This is a genomic window from Paraburkholderia sp. 22098, from assembly GCF_052045935.1.
Taxonomy (GTDB): Bacteria; Pseudomonadota; Gammaproteobacteria; order Burkholderiales; family Burkholderiaceae; genus Paraburkholderia; species Paraburkholderia caledonica.
The window spans coordinates 101,156-117,680 of record NZ_JBQEPV010000008.1 but is presented as its reverse complement, the minus strand read 5'-3'; the positions used below and the strand labels follow the sequence as shown (position 1 = coordinate 117,680).

Genomic DNA, 16,525 nt, shown 5'->3' with positions numbered 1-16,525 from the left:
GTTCAGGAAAGAGTGGGGAAGAGTTCGCGCGCGCGAGCGATTAACGCGCGGTCGCTGCCGCGAGGCCCTATCAGCGACAACGCGAGCGGACGTTCGCTGTCGTTCGCGACGGGCACGCTGACTTGAGGCAAGCCAGCAAACGCGGCGATCGTGTTCATGGTGAGCGCGTCGCGATAGAACGCGTCGATCAGTTCAGGCCTTTCCTGTTTGCTCAACAGCGAACGTGGTGTGGTCGGCAGCACGATCAGCGCATCGCCCACGATTCGCTCGATGCGTTGCGCGAACGCTTCGCGCATCGCGCGACAGCGTTCGACTTCGGCGGCGTCAAGTGTTTTGAGGCGCGCGAAGCGTGCCGCGATGTCGGCGCCGAAGCGCGGCGCGTTCGCGTCGATCCACGCGCCCAGCGACGCAGCGATCGAATCGTCCTGCAGTTGCTGGTACACATGCAGCCAGTGCGATCGCTCACCCGCGAAGACTTCGACCTCGTCGCGCGTGGGGAAGAGATCGCGCAGGCGCTGTGCATCGTCGGGCTCGTTAGCTGCGCGGGCCTCGAATGCTTCCTTGCAATGTACGAGAGACAAAGGCGCCTCCACAGCAGGCGCTCCATCGAGCAATACGTCCGCGACGCGCGCGAGCATCTCGCCCGTGCGCGCAAACCAGCCGACCGTGTCGAAGCGCGGCGCAAACGGCAACACGCCTTCGAGCGCCACGGCATCGTAGGACGGCCGGATACCCCAGAGCCCGCAGAACGCGGCAGGCACGCGCACCGAGCCGCCGGTATCCGTGCCGAGCGCGAAGTCCACATCGGCGCTCGCGACGGCTGACGCCGAGCCGCTCGACGAGCCTCCCGGCAACGCGTGCGGCCAGCGCGGATTGAGCGGCGTGCCGTAATGCGCGTTCACGCCTTCGAGGCTGTACGCGAGTTCGTCCGTGATGGTCTTGCCGTCCACGCTGGCGCCCGCTGCCAGCAGCCGGGCGACGCAGCGCGCGTGACGCGGCGCGGGCCCATGGGTGGCGAGCCAGTCGGGATTGCCGCCGCCGGTCGTTGCACCCGCAACGTCGATCAGATCCTTGACGGCAAAACGCAAGCCGTCGAGCGGACCGCTCATCGTCGCGCCAACCTGCAAACGCGTGCCTGGAATGAACGCGCTCATGCGGCGGCCCCTTCGAGCGCAGCGCCGAATTGCAGCGAATCCGCGACGAAGCCGAAGCACTTCTTCACGTTCCAGATGCTCGCCTCCGTGCAGAACGCGGGCGACGAGGTCGCGCAGCAATCGCTCAGCATCACGCAGCCATAGCCGAGGAAGTTGGCGTCGGTGAGGGTGTGCATTACGCACTGGTCGGTATTGACGCCCGCGAAGAACACCGTACGCGTGCCGAGATTGCGCAGGATGCTGTCGAGCGGCGTGTCCCAGAAGCCGCTGATGCGGTACTTGTCCACGCAGATGTCCTGCGGCTCTATCTTCAGTTCGTCGACCACGGCGGCGGCCCACGAATCTTTCTCGAGCACCCGCGCGCCATGCTCCGGCAAGGGCTCGCCGAGGCCGATGCCGGTGCCTGTCGGCTTGTAGAGATGAAGCTGGTTCGGCGGCATGTTGGCGAGATCGGGCCGGTTGCCCCAATTGACCCAGATCACGGGCACGCCGCTGTTGCGGACCACGGGAAGCAGGCGCTGCAACGGTGCAATCGGCGCACGATCCGCACCGAAATCGCCCCCGATGTGATCGACCCAGCCGCCTTTGGTGCAGAAGTCGTTCTGCATGTCGATGATCACGAGCGCCGATTTGCCGATGTCGAAGCGCACTTTTTGCGGTTCGGAATCGAGCACGCCAATGCGCGGCGCGGGCGTCGGCGCAGCCATGTCGACGAGCGTGCCGGTCGCGGTCCAGCGCGTCTGAGCGAAGGCGCCGAGTGTGCCTTCCGTGCTTGCCAGGTCTGGGTTTGCAGCGAGGTTCATGGAGTTCTCCGGAGCGTCTTGCGGGTGTTGTTCGAACGTCGGTCGACGATTGCCTTGCGCGGTGTCCACCCGATCAACCAGACGGCGAGCGCCTGGCGTTTCGGGCGCGACGGATCGCGCATTGGCATCGAAGTTGCAACGTGCATTTCAGTCATGAATAACCTACTTACCGAAATTCAACGCAAAAGGAGTGCCAATGATGGTCAGTTCACAACAGGCATCGCGTGCGAGACTGCGCCGCCATCTCGTGTCCCGCTGCCTCGTCACGGCAGGGATCGTCGCGCTTGCCGCGCCTTCGTTCTTGATTCCCGCCGCGCACGCCGCCGATGACGCGATGCGCGTCGGCGTGCTGATTCCCGGTTCGAAGACCGACAAGGGCTGGATGGAATCGGGTTATGACGGCGTCGTGGCCGCGCAGAAAGAGTTTGGCCCGAAGCTGAAGACGCAGGTCATCGAGAACATCAACTACGCGGACATGGAGCAGGCGCTCACGAATCTCGCGAGCCGGAATCAACTGGTGATCGGCATCGGCGGACAGACGCAGGCCGCCGTGCTGAAGATCGCGAAGCGCTTTCCCAATGTGAAGTTCTCGATTGTCGGCGGCAACAAGGGCGACAACATGCCGCCGAATGTGGCCGGGTACGACGTGAAGCAGGCTGAAATCGCATTCGTCGCGGGCGCTGCCGCCGCGATGCTGTCGAAGAACGGCGCGGTGAGCTATGTCGGCGGCATGGAGATTCCGTCTATCGTCAACGCGGGCAAAGAGTTCGGCAACGGCGCGCACTACGTGAACCCGAAGGTGAAGTACTTCGAGGCCTATACCGGCGACTTCGACAACGTCGCGAAAGCGCGTGAAGCAACCGCCGCTGCGGTCGCGCAGGGCGCCGACGTGCATTACCACATTCTCAATCTCGGTTTGCGCGGGCTGGAGCAGGCGGCCAAGGAGAAGAACACGCATATCATCGGCAGCTATACGGACCGTTGCGGCAGCGATCCGCTGTACGTCGCGTACAGCATTACGGGTGTCGGCTATCAGGCGCAGTATGCGATCGAGCAGCTCGAGAAAGGGCAATGGCAGCCGGGCTACAAGGCGTTCGGCCTCGCGATGGGGCCCAAGGCCTCCGGCATGGTGATCTGCAAATCCACACCCGCGATGGATGCGAAACTCAAGCAGATCGAAGAAGACATCCTGAGCGGCAAGATCAAGGTCTCCGAAGGATGAGCGCGCTCGCTGCCGCCGCCGCGCGCGCGGAGCCGATTCTCTCGCTGACGGATATCGGCAAGCACTTTGGCTCGTTTACCGCGCTCGAAGGCGTGTCGCTCGACCTGATGCCGGGCGATGTGCACTGCCTGCTCGGCGAAAACGGCGCGGGCAAGTCGACGCTGTGCAACGTGATCTTCGGCGTTCATCAGCCGGACGCGGGCGCGATGCATGTGAATGGCACGCCCTATCGCCCGAAGAATCCGCGCGAGGCGCTGGCCCACGGCATCGCGATGGTGCATCAACACTTCAGTCTCGTCGACGACGCGAGCGTGCTCGACAACCTGCTGCTCGGCCAGGCGCGCGGCTGGCTCAACCGTCAGCGCGAGGCGGCGCGGCTGCGCGAAGTGCTGGAGAGCGTCGGGCTGACGTTGCAGCTCGATGCGAAGGTCGCGGATCTGTCGGTGGGCGAGCGGCAGCGCATCGAAATCGTCAAGTGCCTGATGCGCGAACCGCGTCTTCTGCTGCTCGACGAGCCGACGGCGGTGCTGCTGCCTGCCGAGATCGACGCCTTGCTCGATTCCTGTGAGCGTGTCGCGAAGCGGGGCTGCGCCGTGGTGCTGGTCACACACAAGCTGAAGGAGATCTGCCGGATCGCCACGCATGCGACGGTGTTGCAGTCGGGCCGGGTGGTCGCGCGTTCGGCGGCGCCATCGGCGGAGATCGACCGGCTCGTGCACGCGATGATTCATCGTCCGGATCACGAGCGCGGCGAGACGGACGACGATATGGCAAGGCGCCTGTCGCTTGCGGAATCGCGCTCGCCGTATTCGCGGCCGCTGACGGAAGAAGTGCTGCAGATCGACGGACTGAGCGCGCGCGATGCCGAAGGCGTCACGCGTCTCGAGCATTGCACGCTCGTCGTGAATCGCGGCGAGATCGTCGGCATAGCGGGCGTGGAGGGCAACGGGCAAAGCGAACTCGGTGCGGTGCTGGCGGGCATGGCGAGCGCATCTGCGGGACGCTTCTTCGTTGCGGGGCGCGACATGACGCATGCGAGCCCGCGCGAACTCACGCAGGCGGGCGTGGGCATCGTGCCGGAAGATCGTCACGCGGTGGGCTGCGTGACGGGCATGAGTGTCGCCGACAACCTGCTGCTCAATCATCTGGATCGCTACACGCGCGCCGGTTTTTTGCGCCGCCGTGCGATGCGCGCCGCCGCGCTGGATCTGATGCAGCGCTTCGACGTGCGGGCAAGCGGGCCCGACGCGCTGTTCGGCGGGCTGTCCGGCGGCAATCAGCAGAAGGCCGTGCTGGCGCGCGAGCTGACACTCGATCCGCTGCTGTTCCTGCTCGCCGCGCAGCCGACGCGCGGACTCGATGTCGGCGCGGTCGCCGCCGTGTACTCGCACATTCGCGCCGCGCGCGATCGCGGCGTGGGCGTGTTGCTGATTTCCTCGGAACTCGACGAACTGATGAGCGTCGCCGATCGCATCGTCGTGCTGTATCGCGGCCGCATCATGGGCACCTGCACGCCCGAGGCGAGCAATCGCGGCCGCATCGGCGCATGGATGGCGGGCGCGGGAGAACCTTCATGAATCCGCATATGAAGTCGCAGACCTTGTTTGGCGCCGTGCACGGCGCGCAAGGCTGGCGCACGCGTTTGCCGCATTGGCGCGTCGCCGCCGTGATCGCAGCGGCCGTGGCCGTCGCGATGCTTGCCGCGCTGCTGTTGATCGCGCTGATGGGCGTGCCCGTCGGCGATGCGCTCGCCGCCTTTGCCGACGGCGCATGGGGCTCGCCTTATGCGATCGGCGCGTCGATCAATCGCAGCCTCGCGTTCGCGCTCGTCGGCACGGGCTTTGTGATCGCGAACCGCGCGAAGCTCACCAACGTGGGCGGCGAAGGACAGATCGCGATTGGCGGCATCGTCGCGACAGCGTTGAGTCTTTACGGCGGTTGCTCGCACCTGCCGCTGGGCCTGTCGTTCATCGTGCCGATGCTGGGCGCGGCGATGGCGGGCGCGGTGTGGGGCGGCGTGCCCGGCGTGCTGAAAGCGAAGGCCGGCACCAATGAAGTGATCAGCACCTTGCTGCTGTCGTTCATCGCCGTGTGGCTGCTCTACTGGTGTGTGCAGAGCGAAGCCTTGCTGCGCCAGCCGATGAACAACGCGGCGACCCTGCCCGAATCGCTCGAAATCCCCGACTTGACCAAGCTCCCGGCGATCTTCGCCGCGAGCGGCATGAACCTCAATATCGGCCTGCCGGTGAGCGTCGCGCTCGCGTTCGCTTCGGCAATTCTTCTCACGCGCACACGCTTCGGACTGTCGCTGCGCGCCGCGGGCCTCAACGCGATCGCGGCAAAACGCGCGGGCTTGCCGATTGCCTCGTCGATCGTGGGCGCGCTCGCGCTCGCCGGTGCGTTCAGCGGCCTCGCCGGCGCACTGATGCTGCAAGGCGACCAGTACTCGCTGAAAGCAGGCTTCTCGTCGGGCTACGGCTTCGACGGCCTGGTGGTCGGCCTGCTCGCGCGCGGTTCGATCACGGGCGTGTTCGCGGCGGCGCTGCTGTTCGGCTTTCTGCGCTCGGGCGGCATCAACATGGAGATGATCGCGCAGGTGCCGTCGGCGCTCGTGCTGATCGTGCAGGGCATCGTCACGATCGCGCTCGCAGGCGGCGCGATGTGGCTCGACAGGGGAGACGCACGGCAATGAATCTCGAACTTCTCGCGGTATTCGCGGGCGCGTCGATCCGCCTTGCTGCGCCGATGATGCTCGCCTCGACGGGCGAACTCGTGAGCGAGCGCGCGGGCGTGCTCAACATGAGCGTCGAAGGCATGATGCTGACGGGCGCGTTTCTCGGCGCGACGTTTTCGTGGCTCACGGGCAATCCCGTCATCGGCTTGTTGTGCGGCATGCTCGGCGTGATTCCGCTCGCGCTGCTGCAGGCCTTTCTCAGCGTGACGATGCGCGCGAACCAGATCGTGACGGGCATTGGCATCAACATTCTGGCGCTCGGCGGCACCACGCTCGCGTACCGGAAGATATTCGGCGAACGGTCGAGCGCGGTGATCCCGGGGCTCGCGCATTGGTCGCCGCCCGTGCTCGGCAAGATTCCCGTGCTCGGCGAGCCGGTCTTCGGGCAGGTCTGGCTGCTGTATGCGGGGCTTGCCGTGCTGATCGGCACATCCGTCGTGATGCGGCGCACGGCGTTGGGCGTCGCGCTGCATGCGACCGGCGTCGCGCCTCGTGCGGTGGATCAGTCGGGACTCGGCGTCGCGCGGCTCCGCTACGGCGCCGTGGTGTTTTCGGGCGTGATGTCGGCGGCGGCGGGCTGCTTTCTGTCGATCGGCGACATTCACACGTTCACGGAAGGCATGACCAACGGCGCAGGGTATCTGGCGATTGCCGCGATCATCTTCGGCAACTGGAAGGTGGGCCGCACGGCGCTTGCGTGCCTGCTATTCGGGGCGGCGACGGCCATGCAATTCCAGCTGCCGATGTTCGGCCTGCATGTGCCTACGGCGCTGCTGATCATGCTGCCATATCTGCTCGCGCTGGTGGCCGTGGCCGGCCTGATTGGCCGCCAGTCCGCGCCGCCCGCGCTCACCCAGCCGTTCCGGCGCTGACACGGCGCGAGCGCTCGGGGCGCGGCGGAGTACCATAGCGATTCGCCGCGCCATCTCCCCACTTTCATCGATACCATGCCACGCAACGCCCCTGCATCCAGCGCACGCTCCCGGGACACGAAGGAAGCGCCAACGCGTCGCCAGCAGCTTGCGGCGAAGACACGCGAGCGCATCTTCCGGATCGCGATCAAGGAGTTCGCCGACAAAGGCTTTAGCGGCGCGCGCGTGGAAGGCATCGCGAGCCGCGCGAAGGTCAACATCCGCATGATCTATCACTACTTCGGCGGCAAGGAGATGCTGTACGTCGAAGTGCTGGAGCATGTGCTCGAGCGGCTGCGCGAAGCCGAGCTCGCCGTTGCGCCGGATGTGCAGACGGTCGAACCCGTAGCGGGCATCGTCCAGCTTTACGATTTCATCGAAGGACACTTCGCCGCGCACCCCGAACTGCTGTGTCTGCTGTCGTGGGAGAACCTCAACCGCGCGCGCTACCTGAAACGTTCGAAGGCCATTCCGGAGATGTCGTCGCCCGTGCTCGACAAGCTGCGCACGCTGCTCAAGCGCGGCGAGGCCGCGCGCACGCTGCGCAAGGGGATCGACCCGCTGCACATGTACGTGACGCTCGTGAGTCTCGCGTACTTTCACAAGTCCAATGCGTACACGCTCTCGCGCATGTTCGCGACGGAAATGCTCGAGCCTTCATGGCAGGCTGCGCACAAGGCGCAGGCGCACGAACTGGTGCGCGCGTTTCTCGCCGGCGCACACGTGCCGGAACTGGCGGCGCATGCCTGAGCGGATGCCTGAGCGGATGCCGCAGGTTGCGTGCGGCGCGCTTCAACGAACGCTTGCCCGCTTGCGCGCGATCGACTTCGCGATGAGCAGCCCGCCAATCATCACCAGCAGCGAGATCAGGGTCGTCATCGTGCCGAGCGCGTAAATGACGGGGGTGGTCACCGATGTCGTCAAGCCCTGTAATTCGAGCGGCAAGGTGTTCTGATCGCCGATTGCCTGCGAGGTGCGGGCGATTTCGTCCCAGGACAGCGTAAAGCCGAACATCGCGACGCCGATGACGGAGGGCCCGATGATGGGAAGCACGACATGCTTGAACGATTGCCACGGCGAGGCCCCGAGATCGCGCGCGGCTTCTTCGAATGCGGGATTGAAGCGGTTGAACACGGCGAACATCACGAGCAGGCCGAACGGCAGGGTCCAGGTGAGATGCGCGCCGAGCGCGGACGTGTAGAGACCCATCGACGTCGTCCAGCCGTCCGCGAACGACTGGAAGCCCCATGCGTTCGCCAGATACTTGATGAGCGTGTCGAGCAGACGGAACGTCAGCCCGATGCCGAGCGACACGATGATCGACGGCATGATCAGACTCGCAACCGACACGTAAAAAACCGCCGTGTCGCCGCGAAAGCGGCGCCTGAATGCGAGGCCCGCGCTCACCGAGAACAGGACCGTCAACACGGTGACGGCAAGAGCGAGTTTGACTGAACGCCCGAATGCGGCCCAGATATCGACATCGCCGACGCCGTCGCGCAAGACAGTGAACCAGTGTAGCGACACACCGCGCATCGGAAAGGTCAAGCCGCCCTCGGGACCCTGAAAAGACAGAATGAAGATCGTGATGACCGGGCCGTACAGAAACAGCACGAAGAGCCCGAAGATCAGGGCGAGCCAGTAGAAGCTCGCGGGCCGCTGCTCGCGGTGGCGGGCGAGAAGTCGCATGTCACAGTTCCTTTCTGATGTCGACCGCGCGCGTCAGCGTCCATACGATCATGAGCACGACGGCGAGCAAAATGATCGCGTTGGCTGCCGCGGCGGGGAATTGCAGATATCCCGTTTGCACCTGGATGATCTTGCCCACCGAAGCGATCTGCTGCCCGCCCATGACCCCGACGGTGAGGAAGTCGCCCATCACGATCGTGACGACGAAAATGGAGCCGATCACGATGCCCGTCTTCGACAGCGGCAACACCACGTCGCGGATCACCTGCCAGCTGCTCGCACCGCCGTCGCGCGCGGCTTCGAACAGCGAGCGGTCGATGCGCATCATTGCGTTGAAGATCGGCACGATCATGAAGAACGTGTACAGATGCACGAACGCGAGCACGACGGAGAAGCTGGAATACAGCAGCCAGTCGAGCGGATGATCGACGAGATGCGCGGACATCAGCGCCTGATTGACGAGCCCGTTGCGGCCGAGCAGCGGAATCCACGAGATCATGCGGATCACGTTGGAGGTCCAGAACGGAATGGTGCAGACGAGAAACAGCACCGTCTGCATCGCGGTCGTGCGAACGTGAAGCGCGAGGAAATACGCGATTGCGAAGCCGAGCACGAGCGTCACCGCCCAGACGATTGCGCAGAACCTGAGCGTCGACCAGTAGGTCTTGAAGGTGACGCACACATCCGTCAGCGAGCCGCAACCGTCGAATATCGCCGCGTAATTCTTCAACGTGAAGGCCGGGATGATCTGATACTCGTTGAAGTCCCAGAAGCTCACGATCAACGTGATCACGAGCGGCACGATGAAGAAGAACGCGAACGTCAGCGTGAGCGGCGTGGCTTGCAGCCAGGCGCTCACGCGTCGATGGCGCGCGGGCATTCGCTTGGTTTGCTGCAGATAGTCGACCGAGGCCATCGTTACACTCCGGGCTGATGCGTGAGGACCGTCATGCCGCGATGAATTCGTTCCACTTCTGCACCATGTAGATGTTCTCGTCCATCACGGCGTTCCAGCATGCAATGGCGCCCATGCGCTGGTTGTACGAGCCGCCGTCGCGCACGCTGCCCGCCTTTTCGAGCAGCTGTCCGTCGGGCGCCTTGATGTCCTGCGCGGCGGGCTTGCCTTCCATCCAGTAGTCCCATTCGTAGGCCTGCATATGCGACTTTGCCGTTTCCGTGACGCCGGGGTAGTAGCCCTGGCGCATCAGATAGGCGCCCGCCCAGCCATCCTGAAACCAGTTGACGAACTCATACGCCGCGTCGAGCTTCTTGCCCTGCAGCGAGCGTGGAAAGCCAAAGCCCGATGCCCATGAACGATAGCCTTCCTTGAGCGGCTGGAACTTGCAGGCGATGCCCATCGTGCGCACTTTCGTGACGGCGGGCGACCACATCGACTGGATCACGACTTCGCCCGAGGCCATCAGGTTCACGCTCTCGTTGAAGTCGCGCCAGAATGCGCGGAACTGGCCAGCGCGCTTCGCTTCGATCAGTATCTTGATGGTCTGGTCGATTTCGGCTTTGGTCATGTTGCCCTTGTCGCCGTACTTCACGCGGCCCGTCGCTTCGATCGCCATGGCCGCGTCCATGATGCCGATGGCGGGAATGTTCAGCAGCGCGGCCTTGCCCTTGAATTGCGGATTGAGCAGATCGGCCCAGCTCGTCACGGGACGGGCGATCAGATCGGGGCGGATGCCGAGCGTGTCGGCGTTGTACGTGGTCGGGATGAGCGTCATCCATTCCGTCGGCGTGGTGGAAAACTCCGTGGAGCGCGCGCCCTTGAGGAACATCACTTTCTTCGGCGCGGTGCCCTGATCGCCGATCTTCTTGCCGTCCACTTCACCCTTCGTGAGCACGGGGGTGATCTTGTCGGCGAGCTTGATGCGCTTCGCGTCCATGCCCGCGAGCGTGCCGGCGGGAATGAGTTTCCTGAGCGCGAAGTACTCGGTGTCGACGATATCGAATGAATTGGGTTGCGTGATGATGCGCTTGGTGACGTCGTCGGTAGTCACGGGGATGTATTGAATCTCGATGCCCGTGTCTGCCTTGAACTTCTTTGCGATCTCCGCGCTCTGGTTGACGGCCGTGCCCAGGTAGCGCAGCGTGATTTTCTCTTGTGCGTGCACATACGGAAAGCCCGCGATGCCCGCCGCCGCGACGGCGCCCTTGACGAACGTGCGGCGTGACATGCCCTTGCTGACTGTCTCTTCTTCAACGTGTTGCGCGGGTGCTGCCAGCTTGTCGTCGTTCATTGCTTTCTCCTCGAAGGATTATCGTTGGGTTGTGATTTTGGGCATTACGCCGCGAGCGGATGGGCGTTCTGCTCGTCCCACCAGACAGTCACGCGCGCGTCCGGTCCGAGACGTTGCGGGTCGTAGTCGGCGTCGCTCATCAGCGAGACCAGCGCGGGCGAACCATCCAGCGGATCGAGCGTGATGCGCAGGTGCGTGCCCTGGTACTCCGCTTCGCGCACCGTGCACGCGAGCCCGCCGATGCGGCTCAAGCCGCTTTCGCTCGCACTCGTGCCGGGCGTGACGCCTTGCGGCGCGATGCGCAGACGGTCGGCCCGTACGGTGAAGAGCCGGCCGTTCGCGCCGAGCACGTTATGGCCGCCGAGAAAGCGCGCGACGAATTCCGTGCGCGGCTGGTTGAAGACCTGGAACGGTGTGCCCGTCTGTTCGATATGGCCGTGACTCATCACCACCACGAGATCGGCGAGTGCCATCGCTTCTTCCTGTGAATGCGTGACGTGCACGAAGGTAATGCCGAGTTCCTTCTGCCAGCGTTTCAGTTCGGCTCGCATCTGCACGCGCAGGAAGGGGTCGAGCGCCGAGAGCGGTTCGTCGAGCAGAAGGCAGCGCGGTTCGTTGAGCAACGCGCGCGCGAGTGCGACGCGCTGCTGCTGGCCGCCCGAAAGCTCGGCGGGCCTGCGGTGCGCGTAGGCCGACATCTCGACGAGTTCGAGGAGTTCGCCGGCGCGGTTTCTGCGCACCTCTTTGGCGACGCCGCGCATCTTGAGGCTGAACGCGACGTTGTCGAGCGCGGACAGATGCGGAAACAGCGCATAGCTCTGAAAGACCATTGCCGTGCCGCGCGAGGCAGGCGGCTCGCGAGTGACATTGCGGCCGCCGATCAGCACGTCGCCGTCGGACACCGACTCGTGACCCGCGATCATGCGCAAAGTCGAGGTCTTGCCGCAACCTGACGGACCGAGCAGGCAGCAATAAGCGCCGCCGGGAATGCGCAGGTCGATGGCGTCGACGGCGAGCGAATCGCCATAGCGCTTCGATACATGCACGAGCTCGATGTCGGCTGGGCTTGCATGAACCACAGTGGATGCCGGCTGAACCATGAAGGTTTGTCCTGAGTGTAGACACGAGTGGAATACGGCGAGCGTGCAGGGGCACGGCGCATGCAGCCCGGGGGCTTTTGCAAGTCGTATGCCATTCGCGATGGTGTCGACCGCGAGCGCGACGGGGAGCGAGCGCCACCGTGCCTGCTGACCGCATCTGTCGACACGTTGGCGCGCATATTGCACACGATCGCAGGCCCCGATCGTCAGCACTTGCCGATGCATTCCGTGTGCGATCGCAGTGCAGATTTCGTTCGGATTGGGGCACGAACTAACCAAACCGGATCATTCACACGTGACAATGAACGACGACAAGCGAGAGCCGTGTGCTTCGTTGGGTTTCCTAAAGACACATGGCCGGTTCGACTATCAGCCGGTTCATGAAGGCAACGGCTACGTCTGGCCGAACGGCGCTCGGCTCGCGGTCTACCTCGGCTTCAACCTGGAGCACTTTGCGTTCGGCGAAGGGCTGGGCGCGGCGCTCGGGCCGCTGTCGCCGCAGCCTGACGTGCTGAACTACAGCTGGCGCGAGTACGGCAACCGCGTCGGCGCGTGGCGGTGCATCGAATTGTTCGACTCGCTCGACATGCCGGCGGGCACGCTCATCAATACGTCGCTGTACGATCACTGCCCCGCGCTGATCGACGCATGCGTGGCGCGTGGCGACGAACTGATTGCTCACGGCCACACGAACGCGCAGCGTCAAAGCGATCTGGATCGGGACGACGAGCGCGCGCTGCTCGCGCATTGCCGCGCGCGCATCCGCGAGTGTTCCAGTGTCGTGCCGGAAGGCTGGCTGTCACCGTGGATCTCGGAGTCGCATGCGACGCCGGACCTGCTTGCGGAAACGGGCTATCGCTACACGCTCAACTGGTGTCACGACGATCGCCCCGTGCGCATGCACACGAGCGCGGGGCCGCTCTGGTCGATTCCCTATCCGCAGGAGTTGAACGATCTGCCGATGATCATGGCGCGGCAGATGGACATGCGCGATTTCGCGGACATGATCATCGACCAGTTCGACGAAATGCTCGAGCAGACCCAGCGTACGCGCGAGTCTCCAGCGCTCGTGATGGGGATTGCGCTGCACCCGTACATCGTCGGCCAGCCATACCGGTTGAGACATTTGCGCCGAGCGCTCGCGCATGTTGCCAGCGCGCGCGACGACATCTGGCTCACCACGCCCGGGGCGATTGCGCGCCATGTCGAGGAGGCCGTGCCCGCACCGGCGCAAGCCGCATGAGCACCGTGCGTGCGGTTGCGCGGCACGGCCAGCGCGACGAGGTGAGCGCGGATGGACGGATCTATCAGTCGATCTTCGAAGGAGTGTTGAATCAGAGGCTTACGCCTGGTACAAAGCTGCCCGAGCCGGAACTGTGCGCGCTGTTCGGCGTGGGCCGCGCGGTGGTGCGGCGCGCGCTGGAGAAGCTCGCTCATGACGGCGTCGTCGTATTGCGCCCGAACAAAGGCGCGGTGATCGCGCAACCGACGCGCGAGGAAACGCGTGAAATTTTCGAGGCGCGGCGCGCGGTCGAGCGTGCGCTCGTCGAGCTTGCGGCGCAGCGCGCGAGCGTCGAGGACATCAGCGCACTGCGCAAGCAGCTTGCCGACGAGCACGAAGCGATGCATCGCTTCGATCAGCCGTCGTGGGCGCGGCTTGCCAGCGAATTCCATCTGCGTATCGCCGCACTGTCCGGCAATGCGATTCTGGAGCGCTATCTGACGGAGCTGATCTCGCGCAGTTCGCTGATTGTCGGCGCGTACGAACGGGTGGGCAATGCGCCCTGCGAGCATGACGAGCACACGGCTATTCTCGACTGCCTCGAATCGCGCGATGCGGCAGGTGCGATTGCGCATATGACCGCGCATCTGCAAAGTCTCGAAGCGCGCATCGAGACATCGGACATGCCGGGAACGAAGCGGCTTGCGCATCTGCTCGGCATCGAACCGCATCGATCAACCTCTACGGAATGACATGCAAATCGACTTCGAAGCGATCACCGAATATCAGCGCTACAAGCTGATGGCGAGTCTGATCGTGCCACGGCCCATCGCGCTCGTGACCACGCTTGGCGCGGACGGCACCGTCAATGCGGCGCCGTTCTCGATGTTCAACATGGTTGGCGAGGAACCGCCGATCGTCATGTTGAGTATCAACCGGCTGGCAGACGGCACGCTGAAAGACACCGCCGTGAACATTCCGCGCGAAAAGGAGTTCGTCGTGCATCTCGCCGACGAGCCGATTGCGCAGCAGATGCATCGCTGCGGCGAGCGCTTTGCGCCCGATATCAGCGAACTCGATGAGGTGGGTTTTTCAGCGATGGCGTCGACGCGCGTGAAGCCGCCCCGCATCGCGCAGGCGCCCGTCGCGTTCGAATGCGCTCTGTGGGAGACCCTTGAAACGCCGAGTCGCCACATCTTTATCGGCAAGGTGCTGATGCTGCACGTGCGGGACGAGTTGATCGACATCGAAACGTGGCGAGTGCGATTGCAGCACTACTTTCCGGTGGGCCGCTTCGGCGCGAGCGACTATGTCACGACACGCGATCGCTTCCAATTGTGATGCGGGTCGCCGCCACGCCCGATGCGCACCGGCCGTGCCAAACAAGGGCTTGCAGAAGTGGAAGGAAGGTCGGTACAGTCCTTTCATATCGTCTGCAAGTCGTTTTGGCCAACTATCATGCTTCTGCGCATTCATCACGCTGCAATCATTTGTTCGAATTACGAGGTGTCTCGCCGCTTTTACACGGAGATTCTTGGCCTTCAGATAGTGGCCGAGCACTACAGGGAGCATCGACAGTCATACAAGCTGGACCTCATGCTTCCCGACGGATCGCAGGTCGAGCTGTTTTCGTTTCCGGATGCGCCGCTTCGACCGTCCTATCCGGAAGCGTGCGGCTTGCGTCATCTCGCGTTTGGCGTGAGCGACGTCGATGTCTGTAAAGCGTTGCTTGAATCTAAGGGAGTTCTGGTTGAGGACGTACGCGTCGATGAATATACAAACAGGCGTTTCGTTTTCTTCGCGGACCCTGATGGGCTTCCACTGGAGTTATACGAGGTGGGGGCTGGGCTTAGCCACAAGCAGTCGGTCTGAACCGTTGGGTAGGTTGGCGACGATCGTCGTTGTCGACCAGGTTAACAGGGCCAACCCACACGATGAATTGCAGATTCGGGCGCTGAGGGGAAGCGGTTCGGCCGACGCGCAACTCGGGCAGTCGGAGTCTATAGCGGGAACTCGGCTGCCGTTCTTCTTTCCGCGGGGCGATTTCTAGTACCGGTCTAATGATCCCCGGGCGAAAACTGAGGATGTGCTGACCAGTTTCCGGGAGCACCGCGGCGCGGTCGGGCGGTGTGCAATGTGTGAGTCGGTTGTCGGCCAATCGAAGACGTTCAGTGCGATGCGACGGATGGCCGCTTCGGCGGAGGTTTGACTCGGTCGCGCGTATAGTTACGTTGCCTTGAACACCGAGTCGCCCATCACTATCACGAAGGAAAGCTTGCATGATCGACCGAGAAATCATTGTTCCCAACGGAATGGAGCAAATCGTCGAACGCGCGGGCTATGCGCCAGCTGTCAAGGTAGGAACATTTGTCTTTTGCGCCGGGCAAGTCGGGCGTACACGAGGGCTTGAGGTCATCCACGATCCTGAGTCACAGTTCCTCGCGTGTTGGGAGAATCTAAAGACAGTTCTCCATGCGGCAGGCTGTACATTTGATGACGTTGTCGAGATGACGAGCTACCACGTACAAATGAGCGTACACATGTCGGTCTTCCGCGAGGTGAAGAACCGCGTTTTTCCCCGCGGCAAGTGTGTTTGGACTGCGATCGGCGTATCAGAGCTTGCGCACCCAGGTTTGCTGGCCGAAATCAGGTGTCTGGCGATACAACGAAGCGCGGCTGACGCGTAACCGTCGGCTATCGGTTTGAGTGCCGCCGTCTGGTGCCAATGTTTGAATGTCTCAGGCGGCTCGCCTGCGGTCTGGCGCGCTAGGCAGTTATCCGGTCGAGGGTGTGGAAAAACGCCAAAGTACTTGGTTTCCGAGGGGCGTCTTACCCTTCCAAGTTGCTGCCAAGCCGACACGACGCGATCTGAAGAGTCGATCTTTTAGAATGCCGCATTCGGCATGCGTTTTTACAAAGCTTCAGCCGCAAACGGCCATTTGACGATCAGCCTCTGGTTGCTGACGATCCAGCGTCTTGCACCAATCGACAAGTTGTCAATCGATCCGGTTTTTCGACAGTCACTTTCACAATGGTGCCAATGGCCATATCCGAAATTCTCGAACTTTACGCTCGCAGCGGGCGGTCGCTTGAAGATATGGGTCTAAAGGAAGCCGCATTACATCTCTCGGAAGCAGAGCAGGCGTTGCACCTGATTGCGGGCCAAAAGTGGCTGGTCCTTGGCGGGGACGTTTATCGCGCATCGTCAGACGGACGAAGTCTTGAGCCTACGCACGAAAATTGGTTTTACGAAGGAAGCGACGTCGACGAGGGAATCTCTGCAGCTCGGGATTTCTTGCATTCTTTGCGACAGCGTTCGTTATTCGTTGTGTTTGTCGTCACTGGCCGAACTCCACCCCGGTGAGTCACGGCCCGCTCGAGCGAGCGGGCGCACATGGCGACCCTTACTGCTCCAGGCGCCGGCCCGCTACGCGAATCCCT

16 protein-coding genes are annotated in these 16,525 nt (G+C 63.3%); 10 read left to right on the top strand and 6 right to left on the bottom strand.

Translation table 11 applies throughout. The features are described 5' to 3' along the window. Positions 1–2 precede the first annotated feature (2 nt). A complete protein-coding gene (locus tag ACTJLB_RS18265; protein WP_440784081.1) occupies positions 3–1,154 on the bottom strand; it encodes an amidase in 1,152 nt (383 codons plus the stop codon). After that, a complete protein-coding gene (locus ACTJLB_RS18260) occupies positions 1,151–1,957 on the bottom strand; it encodes a cysteine hydrolase (protein ID WP_440784079.1) in 807 nt (268 codons plus the stop codon). Before ACTJLB_RS18260 ends, ACTJLB_RS18265 begins: the two co-directional genes overlap by 4 nt. A 196-nt stretch (positions 1,958–2,153) precedes the next feature. Between ACTJLB_RS18260 and ACTJLB_RS18255 the strand changes: the two genes are divergently transcribed. The 5 genes from ACTJLB_RS18255 to ACTJLB_RS18235 all read left to right on the top strand — a co-directional run bounded on the left by ACTJLB_RS18255 (position 2,154) and on the right by ACTJLB_RS18235 (position 7,574). Beyond that, positions 2,154–3,179, top strand: coding sequence for a BMP family protein (locus tag ACTJLB_RS18255; protein WP_440784078.1), 1,026 nt, complete (start codon positions 2,154–2,156; stop codon positions 3,177–3,179). Next, positions 3,176–4,756, top strand: a complete 1,581-nt coding sequence (locus ACTJLB_RS18250) for an ABC transporter ATP-binding protein (protein ID WP_440784077.1) — start codon at positions 3,176–3,178, stop codon at positions 4,754–4,756. The genes ACTJLB_RS18255 and ACTJLB_RS18250 overlap by 4 nt, the downstream gene beginning before the upstream one ends. Further along, a complete protein-coding gene (locus ACTJLB_RS18245; protein ID WP_440784076.1) occupies positions 4,753–5,871 on the top strand; it encodes an ABC transporter permease in 1,119 nt (372 codons plus the stop codon). The genes ACTJLB_RS18250 and ACTJLB_RS18245 overlap by 4 nt, the downstream gene beginning before the upstream one ends. After that, positions 5,868–6,785, top strand: a complete 918-nt coding sequence (locus tag ACTJLB_RS18240) for an ABC transporter permease (RefSeq protein ID WP_020067998.1) — start codon at positions 5,868–5,870, stop codon at positions 6,783–6,785. Before ACTJLB_RS18245 ends, ACTJLB_RS18240 begins: the two co-directional genes overlap by 4 nt. A gap of 75 nt (positions 6,786–6,860) precedes the next feature. After that, the gene (locus tag ACTJLB_RS18235; RefSeq protein ID WP_310350697.1) at positions 6,861–7,574 is read left to right on the top strand and encodes a TetR family transcriptional regulator; all 714 of its coding nucleotides are present in this window, start codon (positions 6,861–6,863) and stop codon (positions 7,572–7,574) included. A 42-nt stretch (positions 7,575–7,616) separates the two neighbouring features. On the opposite strand, the gene ACTJLB_RS18230 is transcribed toward ACTJLB_RS18235, so the two are convergent. The 4 genes from ACTJLB_RS18230 to ACTJLB_RS18215 are packed head-to-tail and all read right to left on the bottom strand — an operon-like array spanning position 7,617 to position 11,862. Continuing rightward, positions 7,617–8,513, bottom strand: a complete 897-nt coding sequence (locus tag ACTJLB_RS18230; RefSeq protein WP_440784075.1) for an ABC transporter permease — start codon at positions 8,511–8,513, stop codon at positions 7,617–7,619. 1 nt (position 8,514) lies between these two features. After that, entirely contained in the window at positions 8,515–9,429 is a 915-nt protein-coding gene (locus tag ACTJLB_RS18225; protein ID WP_440784074.1) for an ABC transporter permease, read from the bottom strand. A 31-nt stretch (positions 9,430–9,460) separates the two neighbouring features. Then, entirely contained in the window at positions 9,461–10,762 is a 1,302-nt protein-coding gene (locus ACTJLB_RS18220) for an ABC transporter substrate-binding protein (protein WP_020067994.1), read from the bottom strand. 44 nt (positions 10,763–10,806) lie between these two features. Beyond that, entirely contained in the window at positions 10,807–11,862 is a 1,056-nt protein-coding gene (locus tag ACTJLB_RS18215) for an ABC transporter ATP-binding protein (protein WP_027804623.1), read from the bottom strand. A 301-nt stretch (positions 11,863–12,163) separates the two neighbouring features. Between ACTJLB_RS18215 and ACTJLB_RS18210 the strand changes: the two genes are divergently transcribed. The 5 genes from ACTJLB_RS18210 (at position 12,164) to ACTJLB_RS18190 (ending at position 15,771) form a co-directional block, all read left to right on the top strand. Beyond that, positions 12,164–13,105, top strand: a complete 942-nt coding sequence (locus ACTJLB_RS18210) for a polysaccharide deacetylase family protein (protein ID WP_440784073.1) — start codon at positions 12,164–12,166, stop codon at positions 13,103–13,105. Beyond that, the gene (locus ACTJLB_RS18205) at positions 13,102–13,836 is read left to right on the top strand and encodes a GntR family transcriptional regulator (RefSeq protein ID WP_087754905.1); all 735 of its coding nucleotides are present in this window, start codon (positions 13,102–13,104) and stop codon (positions 13,834–13,836) included. Before ACTJLB_RS18210 ends, ACTJLB_RS18205 begins: the two co-directional genes overlap by 4 nt. 1 nt (position 13,837) lies before the next feature. After that, positions 13,838–14,425: a flavin reductase family protein gene (locus tag ACTJLB_RS18200; RefSeq protein ID WP_020067990.1), complete on the top strand. Its 588-nt coding sequence runs from the start codon at positions 13,838–13,840 to the stop codon at positions 14,423–14,425. A gap of 117 nt (positions 14,426–14,542) precedes the next feature. Next, complete coding sequence (gene gloA2 / locus ACTJLB_RS18195) at positions 14,543–14,956, top strand: SMU1112c/YaeR family gloxylase I-like metalloprotein (protein WP_020067989.1); 414 nt, start codon at positions 14,543–14,545, stop codon at positions 14,954–14,956. Positions 14,957–15,363: 407 nt separating this feature from the next. Next, complete coding sequence (locus ACTJLB_RS18190; RefSeq protein ID WP_087754903.1) at positions 15,364–15,771, top strand: RidA family protein; 408 nt, start codon at positions 15,364–15,366, stop codon at positions 15,769–15,771. Positions 15,772–16,525: the final 754 nt, after the last annotated feature.